This is a genomic window from Gordonia sp. KTR9 (assembly GCF_000143885.2).
Taxonomy (GTDB): Bacteria; Actinomycetota; Actinomycetes; order Mycobacteriales; family Mycobacteriaceae; genus Gordonia.
The window spans coordinates 4,218,447-4,242,657 of record NC_018581.1 but is presented as its reverse complement, the minus strand read 5'-3'; the positions used below and the strand labels follow the sequence as shown (position 1 = coordinate 4,242,657).

The window sequence follows — 24,211 nt, the reverse complement described above, 5'->3', positions numbered from 1 at the left end:
CGGGCTCCCGGAGTTCATGGTGCCGACGACGTGGATGGTCGTGGACCGGATGCCGCTGACCACCTCGGGCAAGGTCGATCGTCGTGCGCTTCCGGCACCGGAGTTCACCGCCGGCGAGTACGTGTCCCCGGCCGAGGGCCAGGAGTCCGAGGTCGCCGAGATCTTCGCCGGGCTGCTCGACGTCGCCCGGGTCGGCGCGACCGACGACTTCTTCGCCATCGGTGGCACATCCCTGTCCGCGATGCGGCTGGCCGCCCGGATCTCCGACGCCCTCGGGGTCGAGGTGTCGGTGCGGGACATCTTCGACGCTCCGACGGTGCGCGAGCTGGTGGCGCGCACCCGCGAGCGCGGCCGGGCCCTGCCGCCGGTCGTCGCGGCGTCCCCGCGGCCGGACCGCATCCCGCTGTCCTTCGCCCAGCAACGGATGTGGTTCATCAACCAGTTCGATCCGACGTTGCCGACGTACAACATCCCGACCGTCGTCCGGATGGTCGGTGACCTCGACGTGGCGGCACTGCGCGCGGCGATCGTCGACGTCGTGGTCCGTCACGAGGTCCTGCGCACCACGTTCGCCCAGGACGACAACGGCCCGTTCCAACGCGTCTCGGCTGCCGACGAGGTCCCCGCGCGGCTCGAGTTCTCCGTTGTCACGACGGCCGAGGACTTCGAGCGCACGGTCACCCGCGGGTTCGACGTGTCCCGGGAGTGGCCGGTTCGGGCCTGCCTGTGGCAGGTCGACGCCGAGACCCACGTGCTGGGCGTCGTCACCCACCACATCGCCTCCGACGGTGAATCCCGCAAGCCGCTCGTCGCCGATGTCGTGACCGCCTACGTCGCCCGAAGTGCCGGGGACGCACCGGTTTTCGAGCCTCTGGAGATCCAGTTCGCCGACTACGCGATCTGGCAGCACGAGGTGCTCGGTTCGGCCGACGACCCCGATTCGGTCCTCGGCCGGCAGCTCGCCCACTGGACCGGACGCCTGGCCGGACTGCCCGACGTCCTGGAACTGCCGACCGATCACGACCGCCCGGCCGTCGCCTCCACACGGGGCGGGCGCATCGCGTTCGAGATCCCCGCCGAGGTCGCCGACGCGGTGAACTCCGCGGCACGTGCCCACGGCGTCACGCCGTTCATGGTCGTGCACGCCGCGCTCGCGGTGCTGCTGGCGCGACTGTCCGCCACCGACGACATCGCGATCGCCACCCCGGTGGCCGGTCGTGGATCGCGCGTCCTCGACCCGGTCGTCGGCATGTTCGTCAACACCTTGGTGCTCCGCTCCCGCATCGTCCCGGGAATGACGGTCGACGAGGTGCTGGCCCAGGTGCGCGCAACCGATCTCGACGCGTTCACCAACGCCGACATCCCATTCGAGACCCTCGTCGAACACCTCGACCCCATCCGTTCCGAGGCCTTCGCGCCGCTCGCGCAGGTCCTGTTCACCCTGGACCAGCCCGCCGCCGGTGGCGCCTCCGGTTCCGACGCGGCAGTCCTGTCCGGACTCACGATCACACCGGTCGAACCACCCGAGGTGTCGGCACAGCTCGACCTGGCCTTCGCGGTCGCCGCCGACGTGCCCGGCCGGCCGTGGACGGGAACCGTCATCTACGCGCGCGATCTCTTCGAGGCCGATACGGTGAGCGAACTCGCCGGTCGGCTGGTGGCCCTGCTGCGGGACATGACCGATTCCGGCCGTGCGACGCGCGCGGTCGGGGATCTCGCACTCGTCTCCGGGACCGACCGCGCACAGGTCGACGACTGGTCCGTCGGTGCGACACAGGAGTTCGGCGAACCCGTCATCCCCGCGGCCGTCGCCGCGCGGATCGCCGCCGACCCCGCCACGGTCGCGATCGAGTTCGAGGGCCGCCGACTCACCTATGGGGAATTCGGTTCGCGCGTGGCCGATCTCGCACGCACACTCATCGGGCTCGGGGTCGGGCCCGAGGTGGCGGTCGGGATCTGCATCGACCGGTCGGTCGAGATGGTCGTCGCCGTACACGCCGTGCACGCCGCAGGCGGACAGTACGTCCCGATCGACACCGCGGCTCCCGCCGACCGCGTGCAGTACATGATCGACACCGCGCGGGTGCGGCTCGTGCTGTCGGCGTCGGGTGCCCGACCGTCGGCCATCGAGGGTCTCGGCGATTTGGTCACCGTCCTCGACGTCGATGCCTCGAAGGCGGTCGGTGAGGCCGAGCCGGTCACCGACGCCGAACGGCTGGCCCCGCTCCGTGGCGACCACGCCGCGTACACGCTGTTCACGTCCGGGTCCACCGGTCGCCCCAAGGGCGTGACGGTCTCGCACGCATCCGTGATGAACCGCCTCTGGTGGGGACTCGGTGAGTTCCCGTGGGCGGTCGGCGACCGGATCGTGCAGAAGACGCCGTACACCTTCGATGTCTCGGTGCCCGAGCTCTTCGGTCCGTTGCTGACCGGGGCGACCATGGTCGTCGCCCGCCCGGGTGGCCACACCGATCCGGACTATCTCGCGGACCTGATCGTGTCCACCGAGGCCACCTCGGTCCACTTCGTGCCGTCGATGATGTCGATCTTCCTCGATCTCGTACCGGCTGCTCGGTTTGCCGAGATGTCCTCGCTGCGATGGGTTTTCGCCTCCGGTGAGGCTCTGCCGCCGGCGGTCGTCGCGAAGGTCGCGGCAGTGTTGCCGGGCGTCGCGATCGTCAACCTCTTCGGTCCCACCGAGGCGGCGGTCGAGGTGGCCGTCGCCGACGTCTCGTCGGCGCCCGCGCTCATCCCGATCGGGACCCCCGTGGCGAACACGTCCACCTGGGTGCTCGATGCCCGGTTGCGGCCCGTCCCGGCCGGGGTTCCCGGCGAGCTCTACCTCGGTGGCGTCCAGCTCGCGCGCGGCTACGCGGCGCGTCCCGACCTGTCCGCCGAGCGGTTCGTCGCAGACCCGTTCGGGGCGCCCGGTTCACGCCTGTACCGCACCGGCGACCTCGTGCGGTGGCGTGCCGACGGGACCCTGGAATATCTGGGCCGCACCGACTTCCAGGTGAAGTTGCGCGGCCAGCGTATCGAGCTCGGCGAGATCGAATCGGTGATCGCGACCGTCGCGGGTGTCGTGCACACCGCGGTGACCGTGGCCAAGGCGCCCACCGGCGCCGATCACCTCGTCGGCTACGTCGCCCCTGCGGACGTCGACCTCGACCTGGTCAAGTCGACCGTGGCCGCCGAACTGCCCGAGTACATGCGGCCGACGATCTGGGTGCGGCTGCCGCACCTCGAACTCAACACCGCCGGCAAGATCGACCGGAAGGCGCTGCCGGAACCGGACTTCGGGGTCCACACCGACGTCCACGTGGCACCCGCGACCGCGACCGAGGAAGTCCTCGCGTCCATCGTCGCCCACCTGATCGGGCTCGATCGGGTGTCGGTCACCGAGTCCTTCTTCGCTCTCGGCGGCGACTCGATCATGTCGATCCAGCTCGCGTCGGCGGCCCGCGCCGCCGGACTCGACCTGTCGCCGCGGGAGATCTTCGAACGCCGCACCATCCGCGCGATGGCCGCGGCCGCCGACGACGATGCGGCGCGGCTGCCGATGCTGGAGGAGTCCGAGCAGGCGGGCGCCGGTTCGCTCGCGGTGTCGCCGGTCGTGCACTGGATGATCGAACACGCCCAGGACGCAGCCGACTTCGCCGACTTCGTGCAGGCCGCAGTTCTGCGGGCGCCGGCCGGACTCGACGTCGCGTCGCTGGCCGGCCTGCTCTCGGCGGCCGTCGAGAGCCACCCGATGCTCAGCGCGAGCCTGGAACTCGTCGAGGGGGAGTGGCGATCGTCGGCCGGTGGCCGGTTCGACGCCGCGGACGCGGTCATCGAGGCCACCAGCACCGCCGCGACCGGCACCGAGGCGTTCGACGTCGATGTCCGCACCGCATTCGAGACCGTCTCGGCCACCCTGGATCCGAGTACCGGGCGCCTGGTGCGTGCCGCGCTGATCCACGATCGGGACGGCGTCGGCCGGGTCCTGCTCGTCATCCACCACCTCGGTGTCGATGCCGTGTCGTGGCCCATCCTCATCGAGGACCTGATCACCGGGTGGGCACAGCTCTCCGACGGTCGGGACATCGAGCTGCGCGCCGAACAGACCAGCGCGCAGGCGTGGACGAACACCCTCGCCGCGAAGTCCGGATCGTGGTCCGATCAGGTGGATCACTGGCTGGACCGGTTGCCCTCGCGACCCACCCCGCTCGGCGTCACGCTGGACCGCGACCAGGACCGGATGGCGACCGAACGGCACATCTCGCACGAGATCTCGCCGACGGTCACCCGGTCGGTGTTGACCACGGTGCCGGAAGCATTCGGCGGCAACGTCAACGACGTGTTGCTCGGCGCCTTCGCCCGGGCGGTCCGATCGTGGCAGTCGCGCCGCGAGATCAACGACACCGCACCGGTCACCGTCCTCACCGAGGGACACGGCCGATACGAAGAGGTGCTCGCCACCGGCGAGGCGGCGCGCCGCGCGGACCTGTCCCGGACGGTCGGCTGGTTCACCACGCTCGTACCGGTGCGCCTCGACCCCGGCGCCGACGTCGTGCACGCGGTGAAGGCGGCGAAGGAGGAGCGACTCGCGCAGCCGGACAACGGGATCGGTTTCGGTTGGCTCCGGTACGGACAGTCCGCCGAGCTGGCCGCACGTCCACTCCCGAGCATCTCCTTCAACTACTTCGGGGCCGGCGGCGGCGCTGCCGCTTCCGAATCCGAGCCCCTGCCGTTCACCAATGCGCCGGACGCTCCGATCCTCGGGTCGTCGGCGTCCGGACGGATGGTGGCGCTGAGTGCTCTGGGGGTCAGCGTGACCACGGCGCACGACGAGCAGGGAAACCGCCGGCTCGTCGCCGGGGCGAGTTTCCCGCAGGCGCTGTTCGCGGCCGACGAGGTCGCGGACCTGCTGGAGCTGTGGGCGGCCGAACTGTCGGCTCTCACGGACCTGGTGAACCGCGGCACCCGGATCGGTCTGTCCCCGTCGGACGTCCCGGGTACGCACGTGACCCAGCGCGATCTCGACGACCTGGCCCGCACGTACCCGGGCTCGGCGGTGTGGCCGCTGACCCCGTTGCAGCAGGGTCTGTACTTCCAGGCCCAGCTGGCAGCCGCCGGCGCGGACGCCGGTGCGGTCGACGTCTACGTGACCCAGGTCGTCCTGACGCTCGGCGGCCGGGTCGACGGCGAGCGCCTGCGCGGCGCGGCCGAGCAGTTGTTCGCCCGGCACCGGGTCATGCGCTCGGCCTACCTCCGCACCGGTGGCGGTGCCGTCGTCGCGGTGATTCCCGCGGAGGTCGAGATCCCCTGGCGGGTCGTCGAACTCCCGGCAGACGAACCGGGTGACACGGTGGCCGCGGAGATCCAGCGGATCGTCGACGCCGAACGCCTCACGCGTTTCGATCTGGGTCGCCCGCCGCTGGTGCGATTCGTGCTGGTGTGGCACGGCGATCAGGCGCATCTCGTGGTGACCAACCACCACATCCTGATGGACGGGTGGTCGGGTCCGCTCGTCCTGGCCGACCTCCTCGCGCTCTACGCCACCGGCGAGACCTACACCGGCCAGACCGGCGCGACCGGTCTCGACTTCGCCGATCACGTGCGGCGACTGGCTGCTTCGGATCGCGATGCGGGACTTGCCGTCTGGCGAGAGGTGCTCGAACCCGTCGAGGGACCGACCCTCGTGGCGCCCGGCCTGGAGGCGACCGACGACGAACTCCCCCGTCAGTACCGGGTGATGCTCGACGAGGAGACCACCGCGGGTCTCGAGGAACTGACCCGGACCGAGGGCGTCACCGTCGCGACGGTGATGCAGTTCGCGTGGGCCGTGCTCCTGTCGCGGATGACCGGCAGTCGCGTCGTCGTCTTCGGCGAGACCGTCTCCGGGCGCCCGGCCGATCTGCCCGGTGTCGAGACCATGGTCGGTCTGTTCATCAACACGCTGCCCAGCGTCGTCGACGTCGACCCGGCGTCGACCATCGTCGAGGTGCTCCGCCGGCTGCAGTCGTCGAAGGTGGCGGTGATGGACCACCAGCACCTCGGTCTGGCCGAGCTGACCGCCCTCACCGGGACGAACCAGCTGTTCGACACGCTGACCGTGCACGAGTCGTTCCCCATCGACACCGACGCGCTGTCGTCGCCGGACACGGTGCCCGACGGGCTGACCGATGGCCTGGTCGTCGCGGACGTCGACTCGCGCAGCACCACGCACTACCCGATCAACCTGATCACCGCCGCGGCGGGCGGCCGGGTGTCGTTGCAGCTCAAGTACCTTCCCGCCGCTTTCGGTGACGACCAGATCCGGGTCTTCGGCGACGTGCTGGTGCACATCCTGGAGACGGTCGCCCGTCGGCCCCGCGAGCTCACCGCCGACCTCGCGCTGGTGTCGGAGACCCAGGGCCTCGACGTCGCGGCGTGGTCTCGCGGAACCGAGGTCGAGATCAGCGGCGACCACACCGTGGTCGACCTGGTCGCCGACGCCCGCGCGCGTGCGGCCGACCGGCCCGCGATCCTCTTCGGCGATCGCGTCGTCGACTACACCGAGTTCTCGGCACGCGTGAGCACGCTTGCGCGCGAACTGATCTCGCTCGGAGTCGGTCCGGATGTCGCGGTCGGCGTCTGCATCGACCGATCGGTCGAGGTGATGGTGGCCGTGCACGCGATCGTGGCGGCCGGCGGCCAGTACGTGCCGATCGACACCGAGTCCCCGGTCGAGCGGACCCGGTACATGCTCGACACGGCCGGCGTCGCCCTGGTCCTGACCGGTCGGGACCGGCCGGAAGCGCTCGCGGACATCGACCTGCCGGTGGTCGTCGTCGACGCCTCGGGACCCGTCGACCTCGCGGTCGCGCCGGTCGGAGCCCGCGACCGGAGTCGGCGCGTGCTGCCGGGTCACGCCGTCTACACGATCTTCACGTCCGGTTCGACGGGACGTCCGAAGGGCGTCACCGTCACCCACGGCGCACTCCGCAACACCCTGGAGTGGTTCAGCGAATCGAACGGACCGGGCGAGCACGTCTTCCTCCTGAAGACGCCCTACACCTTCGACGCATCCGTGTGGGATTACTTCGGCGGCATCCACGCCGCATCCCCCGTGGTCGTCGCCGAACCCGGTGGGCACCGGGACCCCGTCTACATGGCCCGGCTCATCGAACGTCACCGCGTGACGACCGCGAAGTTCGTCCCGTCGATGCTCGCGGCGTTCCTCGACGGTGCGACCGGCGCCGGCGACGCCGACCTCGGATCGATGCGACGGATCTTCTCCGGCGGCGAGGCGTTGAGCCCCGCGCTGGCCGGCGGCCTGCTGCGGTTGCTCCCGGAACTCGGGTTGTACAACCAGTACGGTCCGACCGAGGCGACCGTGGACATCACCTACGGCCGCGTGGACGCGCCGGCGCCGAACATCCCGATCGGCTCACCGGTGTGGAACTCCACGGTGTACGTCCTCGATGATCGACTGCGTCCGGTACCCCCCGGCGTTCCGGGCGAGATGTACCTCGGCGGACCGCAGCTGGCACGCGGCTATGCCTCCCGTCCGGGCCTCACCGCCGAGACCTTCGTCGCCAATCCCTTCGACCCGCGCGGCGGACGGCTCTACCGCACCGGGGACCGGGCACGGTGGAACACCGACGGCGTCCTGGAGTACCTGGGACGCGCCGACTTCCAGGTGAAGCTCCGCGGACAGCGGATCGAGCTGGGCGAGATCGAGTCGGTGCTGGCCTCCGCACCCGGTGTCGTACACGTCGCGGTCGTCGTCGCGACCGCGCCCGGCGGGGGCGAGCAGCTCGTCGCCTACGTCGCCGGTCGTCCGGGAGACGACGTCGATCTCGACGCCGTCCGGTCCGCCGCGGTACGCGGACTGCCGGAGTTCATGCGTCCGACCGTCTGGATGGCGCTGCCCGAGATGCCCCGGACGACCTCGGGCAAGGTGGACCGACGGGCGCTGCCGCAGCCCGAGTTCGCCGCGGGCGAGTACGTGGCCCCAGAGTCTCCCGAGGAGACCGCGGTCGCCGGCGTGTTCGCCGAACTGTTGCAGGTCGACCGTGTCGGTGTCACCGACAGCTTCTTCGACCTGGGCGGGAACTCCCTGTCGGCCATGCGGGTGAGCGCCCGCGTCGGCGACGCCCTGGGGGTCGAGGTCTCGGTCCGCGACGTCTTCGAGGCGCCCTCGGTCCGCGCGCTGGTGGCGGCGCTGACCGGTCGCGGCTCCCGGATCGCGCCCGTGGTGGCGGTGTCACCACGGCCCGAACGGATTCCGCTGTCGTTCGCGCAGCAGCGCATGTGGTTCCTCAACCGCCTGCATCCGAGTGCACCCACCCACAACATGACCATCGTGCTGCGGCTGTCCGGCGACCTCGACGTCGAGGCGCTGCGTACCGCACTGGGCGACGTCGTACGTCGGCATGAGGTCCTCCGTACGACGTTCCCCGATGTCGAGGGTGTGCCCTACCAGCTCGTGCATCCGCAGGACTCGGTCGCCGGCAGGCTCGACTGGCAGGTCGTCGACTCCGAGGACGAGATCTTCGCCGCGGTGACAAGGGGATTCGACGTCACCGAGGAATGGCCGCTGCGCACGCGCCTGTGGCCGGTCGAGCCCGGCGAGTTCGTGCTCGCCGTGGTGTTCCACCACATCGGCGCCGACGGCGAGTCCATGGCACCGCTGGTGTCCGACCTCGTCACCGCCTACAGCGCCCGCGTCGCCGGGCACGAGCCGCAGTTCCCGCCCTTCGCCGTGCAATTCGCGGACTACGCGATCTGGCAGCACACCGTGCTGGGCTCGGTCGAGGACCCGGACTCGGTCGTCGGTCGTCAATTGGCCTACTGGGCAGAGCAACTCGCCGGTGTCCCCGACGTGCTCGAACTGCCCGCGGATCGTCCGCGACCGCCGGTCGCCTCCGGACGGGGCGCCCGCGCGCGGGTCGAGATCCCGGCCGCGATCGGCGAGCGGATCACCGAGGTGGCACGCGGCGCCGACGTCACGCCGTTCATGGTGCTCCACGCCGCGGTGGCGGTCCTGCTGGCACGACTGTCGGCCACCGACGACATCGTCGTCAGCACCCCGATCGCCGGGCGCGGCCAGGCCGAGCTCGACCCGCTGGTCGGCATGTTCGTGAACACGCTGGTGCTGCGCACCCTGATCGACGGCGCGCAGCCGTTCGAGCAGCTCCTGTCGGCGGTTCGCGACGTCGACCTGAACGCGTTCGCCAACGCCGACGTCCCCTTCGAGACGGTGGTCGACCGGCTCAGTCCCGTGCGCTCCGAGGCCTTCGCCCCGCTCGCTCAGGTCATGTTCTCGTTCAGTCCGTCGGCAACCGCCGCCGAGGCGCTCGGCGACGCGGCGGGGATCACGGTGACCCCGTATGCGGACGTGATGGTCTCCTCGCAGATCGACCTCTGGATCACGGTCTCCTCCCGGCCCGCCGGGGAGACCTGGCCGGTCAACCTCGACTACGCGACAGATCTGTTCGACGAGCCGACGATGCTGGAATTCGGCGAACGCTTCATCCGCCTGCTCGACGCGCTGACCTCGGCGCCCGACAAGGCGGTGGGCGATGCGCCGTTCGTCGCGGCCGAGACGACGGCCACCACCGAGTCCGCGGAATGGGGCGAGCGGGTGGACCTGCCACCCGTGCAGACGGTCAGTGACGCCGTCGCGGTACAGGCGCGGCGCACCCCCGAGGCCACCGCGCTCGTCTTCGGCGACCGCGAGGTCTCCTACGCCGAGTTCGCCGCCCGGGTCAACACGCTCGCCCGCGATCTGATCGCCGCCGGAGTCGGCCCCGATGTCGCTGTGGCCCTGTGTGTCCCGCGTTCGGTGGAGATGATGGTCGCGATCCACGCGGTCGTCGCGGCCGGTGGACAGTACGTCCCCGTCGACGTGGCCGCACCCGCCGATCGCGTGCGGTACATGTACGAGACCGCCGGTGCCAAGGTGCTGCTGGTCGCCGACGCGGACGGGGTCCGGAGCGCGGTGGGCGCCGCGACCGAGGTCGGTGTGCAGGTCATGACCGTCGATGCCTCGGCGCTCCTGGACGTCGATTCGGCGGCCGCGTCCCCGGTGTCCGACGACGACCGTCTCGCGCCACTGCGCGCCGACGACGCCGCCTACACACTGTTCACCTCGGGGTCCACCGGACGTCCGAAGGGCGTGACGCTGTCGCATGCGGCCGTGCTGAACCGACTGTGGTGGGGTCTGGACGCCCTGCCGATCGGCCCGGACGACGTCGTGATGCAGAAGACGCCGTACACCTTCGACTGTTCGGTGCCGGAACTGTTCGCGCCGTTGGCGATCGGCGCGCGCGTCGTCGTCCTCGCCGACGGCGGCCATCTCAACCCGCGGCAGGTCGCCGACGAGATCGCCCGCACCGGTACGACGATGGTGCACTTCGTGCCGTCGATGCTCTCGGTCTTCCTCGAGGTCGTCGACCGCGAGCAGCTCGCTGCACTCGACACCATCCGCATCGTGTCCACCACCGGTGAGGCGTTGCCGCCCGCGGTCGCGGCGCCGGTGCGCGAGTTGTGGCCCGACGCCTGGTTCTTCAACCTGTACGGCCCGACCGAGGCCGCGGTGGAGATCACCTTCGAGCGCATCCACTCCGTCGCCGCCGACGACCCGACCGTGCCCATCGGCATCCCGGTCTGGAATTCGTCTGCCGTGGTGCTGGATTCGCGGTTGCGGCGGGTGCCGCCCGGCGTGCCCGGGGAGCTCTACCTCGGCGGTGTGCAGCTGGCCCGCGGCTACGCCGCGCGCCCGGATCTGACCGCGGAGCGGTTCGTCGCCGATCCCTATGGTGAGCCCGGCACTCGCCTGTACCGCACGGGCGACCTGGTGCGCCGCCGCCCCGATGGCGTCCTGGAGTACCTGGGCCGCACCGACTTCCAGGTGAAGTTGCGTGGCCAGCGCATCGAGCTCGGCGAGATCGAGGCGGTCATCGCCTCCGCACCGGGCGTCGTGCACGCCGCGGCCACCGTGGCGACCGTGCCCGGTGGTGGTGAACACCTCGTCGGCTACCTCGCCGGCGCGCCGGGTGAGAGCATCGACCTCGATGCGGTGAAGGCGGTTGTCGCCGAGTCGCTCCCGGGATACATGCGGCCGACGGTGTGGATGCCCGTGGAGGACATCGCACTCAACACGGCGGGCAAGATCGATCGCCGCGCGCTGCCCGAACCGGTGTTCACCGCGGGCGAGTACGTCGCGCCGGCCGACGTGTCGGAGGCCGCGGTGGCGGAGGTCTTCGCCGACATCCTCGGGGTGGACCGCGTCAGCGTGACCGACTCGTTCTTCGATCTCGGCGGCAACTCGCTGGCGGCGATGCGACTCGTGGCACGAGTCGGCGAGGTCACGGGTGCCGAGATCGCGGTGCGCGACCTGTTCAACGCCCCGAGCGTCCGCGAACTGCTCCGTGCCAGCACCGATCTCGGTGCGGCGCGAGCACCGATCGTCTCCGTCGCACCGCGGCCGGAGCGGGTGCCGCTGGCATTCGCCCAGCAGCGGATGTGGTTCGTCAACCAGGCCGACACCACCTCGTCGGCGTACAACCTCCCGGTCGTGCTGCGACTGTCCGGGGCACTCGACACCGAGGCGCTGCACGCCGCGCTGATCGACGTGGTCTCCCGGCATGAGTCGCTGCGGACCACGTTCCCGTCGGCCGACGGCATGCCGTACCAGAAGATCAACCGGGCATCGTCGGTCGCCGCACGTCTCGACTGGCAGGAGGTGTCCTCGCAGGCGGAGATCGAGGCCGCGGTGTCCGCGGGCTTCGACGTCTCCACCGAGTGGCCCATCCGCGCACGGATCTGGGAGGTGGCCCCGGACGAGCACGTCTTCGCCGTCATCACCCACCACATCGCCTCGGACGGTCAGTCGATGACGCCGCTGGTGACCGATGTGGTCACGGCCTATCTCGCCGAGTCGGCCGACACCGATCCCGAGTTCGGGGAGCTGGAGGTCCAGTTCGCCGACTTCGCGATCTGGCAGCACGAGGTGCTCGGCTCGCCGGACGACCCGGACTCCGTCGTCGGCCGCCAGCTCGCCTACTGGACCGATCGTCTGGCCGGGCTGCCCGACGTGATCGAGCTGCCGACCGACCGGCCGCGCCCGGCACGTGCCGGGCGGCGCGGTGGTCGCGTGTCGTTCGCCGTGCCGGCCGCCGTCGGTGACCGGATCGCGAGCGTCGCGCAGGAGACCGGCACGACACCGTTCATGGTCGTGCACGCGGCGCTCGCCGCACTGCTCTCGCGGCTGTCGGCGACCGAGGACATCGCGATCGGTACCCCGATCGCGGGTCGTGGTCAGCGCGTTCTGGATCCGCTGATCGGCATGTTCGTCAACACGCTCGTGCTGCGGACCCGGGTCGACCGGGCCCGCGGTTTCGCCGACCTGCTCGAGGTGGCCAGGGACGCCGACCTCGAGGCCTTCGCCAACGCCGACGTCCCCTTCGAGGTGGTCGCCGACGCCGCCGGCGCGCAACGCTCCGCCGCGTTCGCGCCGTTCACCCAGGTGTGGTTGACCTTCGACCGATCCACCCTGCCCGAACTCGCCGGTTCCGATCTGTCGGTGGGCGAGATCGCCGGCCTGCAGGTGAGTCCGGTGACCACCGAGCGGATCCCGGCACGCGTCGACCTGCTCGTCGGGATCTCCCAGCCGGAGGGGTCGGGCACGGACTGGTCGGGCACCATCACCTATGCGGCCGACCTGTTCGACGAGTCGACGGTGTCGCGGATGGCCGATCAGCTCACCGCCCTGCTGGACGGAGCGCTGACCGACCTGGAGGCCCCGCTGGCCAAGATCGCGCTCGGTGACACCGTGTCGCCGGCCGAACTGGCCCGCGCGGCAGCGCAATCCGAGCCGCAACGGGAGACGGTGTCGATCGCCGACTCCGACGCGGTCGTGACCGGGGGACCGGGAACCGAGCCGGTCGTCCTGGGCGAACTGTTCGCCCGGGCCGCCGCGAAGTGGGGACCCCGCCAGGCCGTCGTCGACGCCGACAACGTCTGGTTGTCCTACGCGGACCTCGACGCGCGGTCGAACCGCTTGGCGCGCTGGCTGATCGGTCAGGGCATCGGCCCGGAGAAGCTGGTCGCGCTGGCGATCGGCCGGTCCGCCGATCTGCTCACCGCGATCTGGGCGGTGGCCAAGACCGGTGGTGGCTATGTGCCGATCGACCCGGACTACCCCGCCGAGCGGGTGGCGAACATGGTCGAGGACTCGGGCGCGATCCTGGGACTGGCCGTTCAGGCGTCGGGAACGCTTCCCGGCGAACGCTTCTCGTGGCTCCGTCTTGACGATGCGACGCTGTCCGCCGAGATCGCGGCGCTCTCCGACGCGCCGATCACCTCATCGGATCGTCGTGCACCGGTGCGGGTGGACAACGTCGCCTACGTCATCTACACCTCCGGCTCCACCGGGCGCCCCAAGGGTGTCGCCGTGACGCATTCGGGTCTGGCGAACTTCGCCGCCGAGGAGATCCGCCGCTCGGGTGCCGACGAGTACTCACGGGTGCTCGGATTCGCCTCGCCCAGCTTCGACGCGTCGGTGCTCGAGTACCTGCTCGCGACCGTCTCGGGCGGCGTGCTGATCTATCGTCCCGCCGACGCCGTCGGCGGTCCGCCGCTGCAGGACCTCATGATGCGGCAGGCGATCACCCACACGTTCCTGACGCCGACGGTGCTCGCGACCATCGAACCGCAGGCGGTCCCGGCGCTCCGGGTCGTCTACGCCGGTGGCGAGGCCGTGCCGCAGACGTTGAAGGACAGCTGGGCGCCGTTCCGGCGCATCCAGAACCTGTACGGCCCGACCGAGACCACGATCGGCGTCACCATCAGTGCGCCGATGGCCGTGGGGGAGCCGGTCTCGCTCGGCGGCCCGCTCGCCGGCGTGGGCCTGATGGTGCTCGACGCGCAGTTGCGTCCGGTGCCCGTCGGTGTGACGGGTGAGCTGTACGTCAACGGCGGCGCCTTGTCGCGCGGATACCTCGACCGCCCCGGTCTGACCGCCGATCGGTTCGTGGCGAACCCGCACGGTCACCCCGGTGACCGGATGTACCGCACCGGCGACATCGTCCGCTGGAAGCAGGACTCCACCGGCGCGCCGGTCATCGAATACTCCGGCCGTAGCGACGACCAGGTGAAGTTGCGCGGTCTGCGCATCGAACTCGGTGAGATCGAGGCGGTGCTCGCCGAGCACCCGGCGGTCCGCTCGGCCGTGGTCGTCGGTGTCGGCGGTTCGGTCGCGACCGCGCTGGCGGCCTACGTGGTCGGGGCCCGGACACCGGCCGGACCCGACGTCGATCCGGCGGAGCTGAGAGCATTTGTCGGCGAACGACTCCCGGCGCACATGGTGCCGGCCTCGGTCGCGGTGCTCGACGAGCTCCCGCTCACCCCGGTCGGCAAGCTCGACAAGGCGGCGCTGCCCGAGCCGGTCATCGAGGTCGGCGAGATCGTCGCACCGGAGACCGACGAGGAAGCCGCGGTCGCCGCGGTGTTCGCCGACGTCCTGGGGATCGAGCAGGTCAGCGTCACCGAGTCGTTCTTCGACCTCGGTGGCAACTCGCTGTCGGCGACCCGCGTCGCCGCCCGGGTGGGCGAGGTGCTCGGCGTCGAGACCTCGGTGCGCGACCTGTTCGAGGCGCCGACGGTGCGTGCGCTGGTGGCCGAGGTGTCCGGACACGCCGAGGCACTGCCGCCGGTCGTCGCCCGTCCGGACCGTCCGGAACTCGTACCGCTGTCCTTCGCCCAGCAGCGGATGTGGTTCATCAACCAGTTCGATCCGTCGTTGCCCACGTACAACATCCCGTTCGTGTTGCAGGTGCGGGGCACTCTCGACACCGAGGCGCTGCGCCGCGCGATCGTCGACGTCGTCGGACGGCACGAGGTCCTGCGGACCACCTTCCCGTCCGTCGACGGGGTCGCCCATCAGCTGGTCCATCCGGCCGACCAGATCGCCGATCGCCTGGACTGGGGCATCGCCGCCGATCAGCGCGGACTCGAGACCGCCGTGATGTCCGGGTTCGACGTCGCCACCGACTGGCCGATCCGCGTGCGGGTCTGGCACGTCGATGCCGAGCGTGCCGTGGTCGCGGTCGTCGTCCACCACATCGCCGCCGACGGCGAGTCGATGAATCCGTTGCTCGTCGACGTCCTCGCCGCCTACGACGCCCGGGTGTCGGGAACCGAACCCGACTTCGAGCCCCTCGAGGTCCAGTTCGCGGACTACGCCCTCTGGCAGCACGAGGTGCTCGGCGACGGGACCGATCCGAGCTCGGTCGTCGGGTCCCAATTGGCCTACTGGACAGACAAACTCGCCGATCTCCCCGAGGTGCTGAACCTGCCGTTCGACCGGCCGCGGCCGCTGCAGGCCTCGCAGCGCGGAGGCCGCGTCGGTGCCGCGATCCCGGCCGAGATCGGGGAGCGCGTCCGCGAACTCGCACGCGAGGTCGACGCGACCCCGTTCATCGTCGTGCACGCGGCACTGGCCGTGCTGCTCGCGCGTCTGTCGGCCGGCGAGGACGTGGCGATCGCCACCCCGGTGGCCGGACGCGGTCAGCGTGTCCTCGACCCGCTCGTGGGCATGTTCGTCAACACGCTTGTCCTGCGGGCCCGGGTGGACCCGTCGATGTCGTTCGCCGAGCTGTTGGAGCAGGCGCGCGACACCGACCTGGAAGCCTTCGCCCACGCCGACGTGGCCTTCGAGATGCTCGTCGAGAGGCTCAACCCGGTCCGGTCCGAGGCGTTCGCCCCGCTGGCCCAGGTGATGCTCACGTTCGGCCAGACGGCGCTGCCCGAGATGGGTGCGGACACCGCGCCGGCCTCGGTCGCGGGTCTCGAGATCGAACCGATGCCACCGGCCGACCCGCCGGCGAAACTGGACCTGACGATCGGTGTGTCCGTTCCGGACGGTGACGGGGACTGGCCGCTGTCGCTGGTGTTCGCACGGGACCTCTTCGACGAGGACACCGTCGCCCAGCTGGCGCGCAGGTTCGTCGGACTGCTCGACCAACTCACCGCGCACACCGACGATCCGGTGGCCGACGCCGCACTCCTCGAACCCGCCGAGGTCGAGGAGATACTCCGGAGGTCACGGGGTACGGAGACCGCCATACCGGCGGGATCGGTGGCCGATGCGCTCTCGTTTCGCGGGGCGCGGTCGCTCGACTCGATCGCGCTGACCTTCGCCGACCGTGAGCTCACCTACCGCGAATTCGGCGCCCGGGTCGCCGATCTCGCCCGCGAACTCCTCGGGCTGGGCGTGGGACCCGATGTCGCGGTGGCGGTCTGCATCGATCGCTCCGTGGAGATGGTGGTCGCCGTTCACGCGGTGACCGCGGCGGGCGGCCGGTACGTGCCCATCGACACCTCGGCTCCGGGTGACCGCGTGCGCTACATGGTCGAGACCGCGGGTGTGCGGGTCCTCCTCGTCGGACCGCGTCCCGTGGCGGCCGACCTGTCCGGCCTCGACGACGGGATCCGGCGTGTCACCGTCGATTCCGGGCGTGCGGTGGATCCGGCGCCGCCGGTCACCGACGCCGAACGCGTCCGGCCGATCCGCGGGGACGATGCGCTGTACACCCTCTTCACCTCCGGTTCGACCGGGCGGCCGAAGGGCGTGACCGTCAGCCACGCCGCCGTGGCCAACCGGCTGTGGTGGGGACTCGACGAGTACCCCTGGACCGTGGGCGACCGGATCATCCAGAAGACGCCCTACACGTTCGACGTCTCGGTGCCGGAGCTGTTCGCGCCGTTGCTGACCGGGGCCACGATGGTGATCGCCGAACCGGGCGGTCACGCCGACCCGCTCTACATCGCCGACCTGATCGCCCGCAGCGGTGCCACCTCGGTGCACTTCGTCCCGTCGATGCTGTCGGTGTTCCTCGATGTCGTGCCGGCCGAGACGATCTCCCGCCTGGGGACCCTCCGGTGGCTCTTCGCCTCCGGTGAGGCGCTTCCACCGGCGGTGGTGGCCCGCGCGCACCAGCTGCTGCCACACGTCCGGATCGTGAACCTGTTCGGTCCCACCGAGGCGGCGGTCGAGGTGGCCTACGCCGACGTGACCCGGGCACCGTCGATCGTGCCGATCGGCGTGCCGGTGTGGAACACGACCACGCATGTGCTCGACGCGCGACTGAACCCCGTCCCGACGGGAGTCCCGGGCGAGCTGTATCTCGGTGGCGACCAGGTGGCACGCGGGTACGCCGCGCAACCGGGACTTTCCGCCGAGCGCTTCGTGGCCGACCCGTTCGGCCGGCCCGGCTCACGGCTCTACCGAACCGGCGACCTCGTGCGGTGGAACACCGACGGGGAGATCGAGTACCTGGGCCGCACCGACTTCCAGGTGAAGCTGCGCGGCCAGCGCATCGAACTCGGCGAGATCGAGTCCGTCGTGGCGGCCGCCCCCGGCGTCGTGCACGCCGCGGTGACGGTGGCCGACGCACCGGGTGGCGGACAGCATCTGGTCGCCTATGTCGCGCCGTCGACCGTGGACCTCGAGGTCCTGCGCGACGCGGTGGCGCAGGCACTTCCGGAGTACATGCGTCCGACACTGTGGATGCCGATCGACGACGTGGTCCTGAACAGCGCGGGCAAGCTCGACCGCCGTGCCCTGCCCGCACCCGACTTCGCGGGGCTCGATGCCGACTATGTCGCACCGGCCAACGCGACCGAGGAGACCCTGGCGACGATCGTGTCCGGCCTGCTCGGGCTGGAACGCGTCTCGGTCACCCAGTCGTTCTTCGCGCTCGGCGGCGACTCGATCATGTCGATCCAGCTCGCCTCGGCGGTTCGCGCCGCCGGGTTCACGCTCACGCCACGAGACATCTTCGAGCAGCGCACCATCCGGGCGATGGCCCGGATCGTGGCCGGGGAGGCACATCGCCTGCCGGCGCTCGACGAACCCGCCGGCGGTGGGCACGGCGACCTGCCGCTGCTGCCGGTGATGTCGTGGATGATCGAGCATTCGGCGGACCCCGCCGACTACGCGGACTTCTCGCAGTACCGGGTGCTCCACGCGCCGGCGGGTCTCACCGTGGACGCGTTGTCGGAGTTGCTGTCCGAGCTCGTCGCGGTGCACCCGATGCTGTCCGCGCGTCTCACCCGTGACGGCGATCGCCCGCGGCTGGTCGCCGGCTCGGACGAGACCCCAGATGGTCGCATCGCGCCGTATGTGTTCGCCGAGTCCTCGGCCGCACCGGTGGGCAGTCCCGGCCACGACGCCGATCTGCGTGCCGCGCATGCCGAGGCGCTGGCACACCTCGATCCGTCGACCGGTGTGCTCGTCGCGGCGGGCATCGTCACCGACGTCGACGGCGTCGGCCGGATCGTCCTGGCGATCCACCACCTCGGTGTCGACGCGGTGTCCTGGCCGATCATCGTCGAGGACCTGGTGACCGGATGGGCGCAGCGGTCGGCGGGGCAGCCGATCGCCCTGCGTGCCGAGGCGACGTCCGAGCGGGCGTGGGCCCACGCGGTCGGCGCGCAGACCGACCGGCGGTCCGCCGAGCTGGCGTACTGGCTCGACCGGCTCCCGGCCCGGCCCACCGACCTCGGGGTCACCTTCGACCCGTCGCGGGACCGGTTCGCCACCGAGGTGTCGGTGGTCCACGCATTCGACGCGGAGGTGACCGAGGCGGCGCTGACCTCGGTGCCGGAAGCGTTCCGCGGCAACGCCAACGACGTCCTGCTCGGTACGTTCGCACGTGCGGTCCGGGCGTGGCAGGCCGCGCGCGGCATCGCCGACGTCGCACCCGTCACAGTGCTGGTCGAGGGACACGGTCGCAAGGACGAGATCGTCACCGCCGACGGCGAACGCGCGGTCGACCTGTCCCGCACGGTCGGCTGGTTCACCACCATCGCCCCGGTCGCCGTCGATCCGTCCACCGACGTCACCCACGCGGTGAAGTCGGCCAAGGAGGAACGCCTCGGGCAGCCCGACGGCGGTCTCGGTTTCGGTGTGCTGCGCTACGGCGCGGACACCGAGCTCGCGCAGCGTCCGCTGCCGAGCATCGGGTTCAACTTCTTCGGCGCCGGCCGTGCCGGACGCCCCGCCGCCGAACCCGCGCAGGACGTCATCCCGTTCACCGGTGCGCCGGGCGTACCGGGGATGCCGCCGTCGGTGTCCGGCGCGATGATCGCGCTGAACCCGTTGAGCGTCAACGTCGGTACGCGAAGCGACGGCGATGCCCGGCGCCTCACGGCCAACTTCACGTTCCCGTCGGCACTGTTCGGGACCGACGACATCACCGCGCTCGCCGAGTTGTGGGCCGACGAGCTCACCGCGCTCGCGCAGCACGTCGCCGTCGTCGGCGACCCGGGCCGGTCACCGTCGGATGTACCGGGTACGCCCGTCACCCAGACCGAGCTCGACGCACTCGCGGTGCGGTTCCCGGGCGCGGACGTCTGGCCGCTCACCCCGCTGCAGGCCGGTCTGTACTTCCAGTCGCAGATGGCGGTCCGGGACGCGGTGGGAGCCGACGACGGTGCCGTGGGTGTGGACGTCTATGTCACCCAGGCGGTGCTGCATCTCGGCGGGGACGTCGACCGGGCGCGATTGCGTTCGGCGGCAGAGGAACTCGTCGCGCATCATCGCGTGCTGCGCAGCGGATACCTGCGCACGGCGGGCGGCGCCCTGGTGGCCGTCGTGCCGCCGCGCGTCGACCTGCCGTGGTCCGAGGTGTCCCTGGAGCCCGGGTGTGACGGTGACGAGGCCGCGCGACGGGTACGCGAGATCGCCGACGCCGAACGGATCACGCCGTTCGATCTCGAGGAGCCGCCGCTCGTGCGGTTCGTGAGTGTCGAGCACGGCGCCGGGTCCGACACGACGCTGAGCCTGATCGTGACCAACCACCACATCCTGCTCGACGGCTGGTCCGGTCCGTTGGTTCTCGCCGACCTGCTCGCGCTGTACGCCGGGGTCGGCCCGTACACCGCAACCATCGCCGCCGACACCGACTTCGGTGACCATGTCCGTCGTCTCGCCGCCGCCGATCCGGCCGTGGGTCTCGCCGCCTGGCGGGACGTCCTCGCGCCGTTGGAGGAGCCGACGCTGGTGTCCGGGGTCGAGGAGGCCACGACCACCTCGCTGCCGCGTGACCACGAGGAGTGGATCGACGCCGGCACGACGGCGGCGATCAACCGGCTCGCCCGCGAACGCGGCGTCACCGTCAGCACGATCCTCCAGTTCGCCTGGGCGGTACTGCTGTCGCGGATGACCGGCAACCAGGTGGTCGCCTTCGGCGAGACCGTGTCGGGACGCCCGTCGGACCTCGACGGCGTCGAGGGCATGGTCGGCCTGTTCATCAACACGGTCCCGAGCGTCGTCGACGTCGACCCGGCCGCCCCGATCGGCGACGTACTCGCCGCGATGCAGGCCGACAAGGTCGCGGTCCTCGACCATCAGCACGTCGGCCTCGCCGACCTCACCGCGCTGGCCGGGATCGGGGCCCTCTTCGACACGCTGACCGTGTTCGAGTCGTTCCCGGTGGATTCCGACTCGCTGTCCACGGCGGACACGTCGCTGGCCGGCGGACTGCAGATCGTCGGCGTGGACGCCGGTGACTCGACGCACTACCCGCTCAACCTGGCCTCCTCGCCGTCCGGCGACCGCCTGCTGTTGAAGCTCAAGTACCTGCCGTCGGCCTTCAGCGACGACCAGGTGCGCGTCTTCGGTGCGGCGCTGCGCGAGATCCTGCGGACGACCGTCGACGATGCGGATCTGCCGACCTCGGCGATCGCACTGCTCGACGCCTCCGCCGCGGCCGAACTCACGCCGGTGAACGGTCCGGCGGCGCCGCGACCGCGTCTGCTCGGCGAGGTGTTCGCCGACGTCGCGGCCGAGCACGCGGACATCGTCGCGGTCACCGACGGCACCGGCGCGTCCCTCACCTACGCCGAACTCGATGAGCACTCGAATCGACTCGCGCGGTGGATGATCGGTCGCGGGATCGGTGTGGACACGGTCGTGGGACTGGCGCTCGGTCGCACCGTCGACCGCCTGGTGGGGCAGTGGGCGCTGGCGAAGCTGGGTGCGGCATACCTGTCGGTGGATCCGACGCTGCCCGCCGACCGCATCGCCCACATGGTCACCGATTCCGGTGTGCGCCTGGTGATCGCCTCTGGACAGGGAGCTCCGGAACAGGGCACCGCCGCCCCCGGTGACGTCGACTGGATCGAGATCTCCGCTCTCGCCGAGGCCGTCCGCGACATCGAGGGCGGTCCGCTCGCGCCCGGTGAGATGGTGGGAACCCCACGCCTCGATGCGCTCGCCTACGTCATCTACACCTCCGGGTCGACCGGTGTCCCCAAGGGGGTCGCGGTCACCCAGCGCGGTGCGCACGCCTTCGCGGTCGCCGAGACGCAGCGGTTCGGCATCCACCCGGGTTCGCGTGTACTCGGTTATGCCTCACCGAGTTTCGACGCCTCGGTGCTGGAATGGCTGCTCGCCTCGACCTCGGGTTCGACGCTGGTCTACCGCCCGGACGAGGTCGTAGGCGGTGAAGTGCTGACCGGTTTCCTCCGCGAGCACGAGCTGACGCACGTGTTCCTGACACCGAGCGTGCTGGCGACCGTCGACCCCGACGATCTGCCCGCACTGCGGTTGCTCGCCTCGGGTGGCGAAGCGGTCTCGGCCGCACTCGTCCGCACCTGGGCGCGCCGGGTCGCGTTCCACAACGCCTACGGGCCGACGGAGACGTCGGTGGCCGTCACGATCAGTGGTCCGCTCGACTCGGACGAGCCGGTGACGATCGGCGGCCCGGTCGCGGGCACCGGCCTGCTGGTCCTCGACCAGCGCCTGTCCCCGGTGCCCGTCGGGATGGCGGGCGAACTATACGCCACCGGTGTGTCGACGGCACGTGGCTACCTGCGCCGCCCGCAGCTGACCGCCGAACGGTTCGTCGCGTCTCCGTTCGGCGAGCCCGGCGATCGCATGTACCGCACCGGCGACCGCGTCCGGTGGGTGCGCTCGGCATCCGGCGAGCTGGTTCTGGAGTACCTCGGACGTTCCGACGACCAGGTGAAGCTGCGCGGCCTGCGCATCGAACTCGGCGAGATCGAGAACGCGCTGTCCTCGCATCCGGCGGTGAAGACCGCGGTGGTCCTCGGGGTCGGCGGATCGGTCGCGACCGCACTGGCCGCCTACGTCGTCCCGGCGTCGGATGAACCGGGTGCCGGGACCGCGACACCGGCTCTCGACACCGGCGAACTCCGGGATCATCTCGCGGATCGACTGCCGTCGTACATGATCCCGGCGACGATCACGGTCCTGGCGGACCTGCCGCTCACCCCGACCGGCAAGCTGGACAAGCGGGCGCTGCCGGCACCGGACATCGAGGCCGACGACCTCGTCGCACCGGAGACCGCGGCCGAGGCACGTGTGGTCGCCGTCTTCGCCGACCTGCTGGGCGTCGACACGGTGTCGGTGACCGGTGACTTCTTCGCCCTCGGCGGCAACTCGCTGTCGGCGACCCGGCTGGCGGCACGCGTCGGTGACGCGCTGAACGCCGACATCGGCGTGCGGGACGTGTTCGAGTCCCCGACTCCGCGCGCACTGGCCGCCCTCGGCGAGCATCGCGGCGGTCTGCGCGCACCGGTCACCCGGGTCGAGCCGAGACCGGCGGAGATCCCGCTGTCGTTCGCACAGCAGCGGATCTGGTTCATCAACCGCCTCGACCCGGCATCGGCGGCGTACAACCTGCCGATCGGCGTCGAACTCGGCGGGCAGCTCGACGTCGAGGCACTCGGCGCGGCGATCGGAGACGTCGTCGCGCGGCACGAGATCCTGCGGACCACGTTCCCGGCCGTCGACGGTCGGCCGACGCAGGTCGTCCACGACGCCGACGGTCCGGCGGCACTGCCCACGCTCGTCAAATGCGCCACGGAGGCAGAGCTGCTCGACGCGCTGTCCGCCGGCTTCGACGTGACCACCGAGGTGCCGGCGCGGATCCGGCTGTGGCGACGCGGTGAGGGCTCCTGGGTGCTGCTCGCCGTGCTGCACCACATCGTCGGTGACGGCGAGTCGATGCGGCCGCTGATGGCCGACGTGGTGACCGCCTACCGGGACCGTGCCGCCGGCCGGACACCGGAGCTGCCGCCGTTGCCGGTCCAGTTCGCCGACTATGCGCTGTGGCAGCAACGCGAGCTCGGCGCGGTCGACGACCCCACGTCGGTGGTCGGCCGGCAGCTGTCGTACTGGCTGCGACAGCTCTCCGGGGTGCCCGATGTGCTGGAGCTGCCCGCCGACCGGCCTCGCCCGACCGTGGCGTCGATGCGGGGGGCGCGGGTGGACTTCGAGATCCCGCACGAGGTCGCCACGCGGATCACGGCACTGGCGCGTGAGCGCGGGATGACGCCGTTCATGGTGGTGCACGCGGGACTGTCGGTGCTGCTCGCCCGTGTCACCGCAACCGACGACATCGCGGTCGCCACCCCCATCGCGGGTCGAGGGCGCGCCGAGATCGACCAGCTGATCGGCATGTTCGTCAACACCCTGGTCCTGCGCGCCGAGGTCGACCCCGCGATGAGCTTCGCGGAACTGCTCGAGGACACCAGGGTCGTCGACCTCGATGCGTTCACCAACGCCGACGTGCCGTTCGAGACACTGGTCGAACGTCTGAACCCGACCCGGTCGAGGGCGTTCTCGCCACTCGCGCAGGTCATGCTCACGCTGACCAACGCGGGCAACGCCGCCCCGGTGTTCGAGGCGGAGGGTCTGCGGGTGGCGGCACTCGAATCGCCGGTCACGACGGCCCAGCTCGACCTGACGGTCGCGGTGGTCGCCCGTCCGGACCGGTCCTGGTCGGCGTCGATGGTGTACGCGACGGACCTGTTCGACGAGGGGACCGTCGAGCTGCTCGCGCAGCGCCTGGTTACGCTCCTCGACGGGCTCACCGCCCGGCCGGACGCCGCGGTCGGGGAGTGTCCCCTGGTGACGCCCGCCGAACGCGACCGCGTACTGGCATGGTCGGCGGGCGCCGCGACGCGGCCGACCGGCGCCACCCTGCCGGGCATCATCGGTTCGCGGCAGGCCGCCGTCACGCAGGCGGGAAGCGGCGAGAACGGTGCCGTCGACGGCGAGGTCGGGTACAACGGTCGCGGTGGGTACGACGGTCGCTACGGTGACGGTGGTTCCGGTGGCGATGGTGCCGGTGGGGATGACTGACCGAACAGAACACTCGGGGGGAATGGGGAACGCAGGACGAGACGGCAGGCGACGAGGCGAGAT

At 71.1% G+C, this 24,211-nt stretch carries 1 protein-coding gene (running past one end of the window); it reads left to right on the top strand.

The window, feature by feature from the left end; all coding sequences use genetic code 11:
* Positions 1-24,148, top strand: partial view of a non-ribosomal peptide synthase/polyketide synthase gene (locus tag KTR9_RS19780; protein ID WP_014927848.1) — the 3' portion only. 16,064 nt of this gene lie to the left of the window's left edge; 24,148 of the gene's 40,212 nt are visible here — the last part of the coding sequence; its start codon lies beyond the left edge, outside the window; it ends in the stop codon at positions 24,146-24,148.
* The last annotated feature ends 63 nt before the right edge of the window (positions 24,149-24,211 follow it).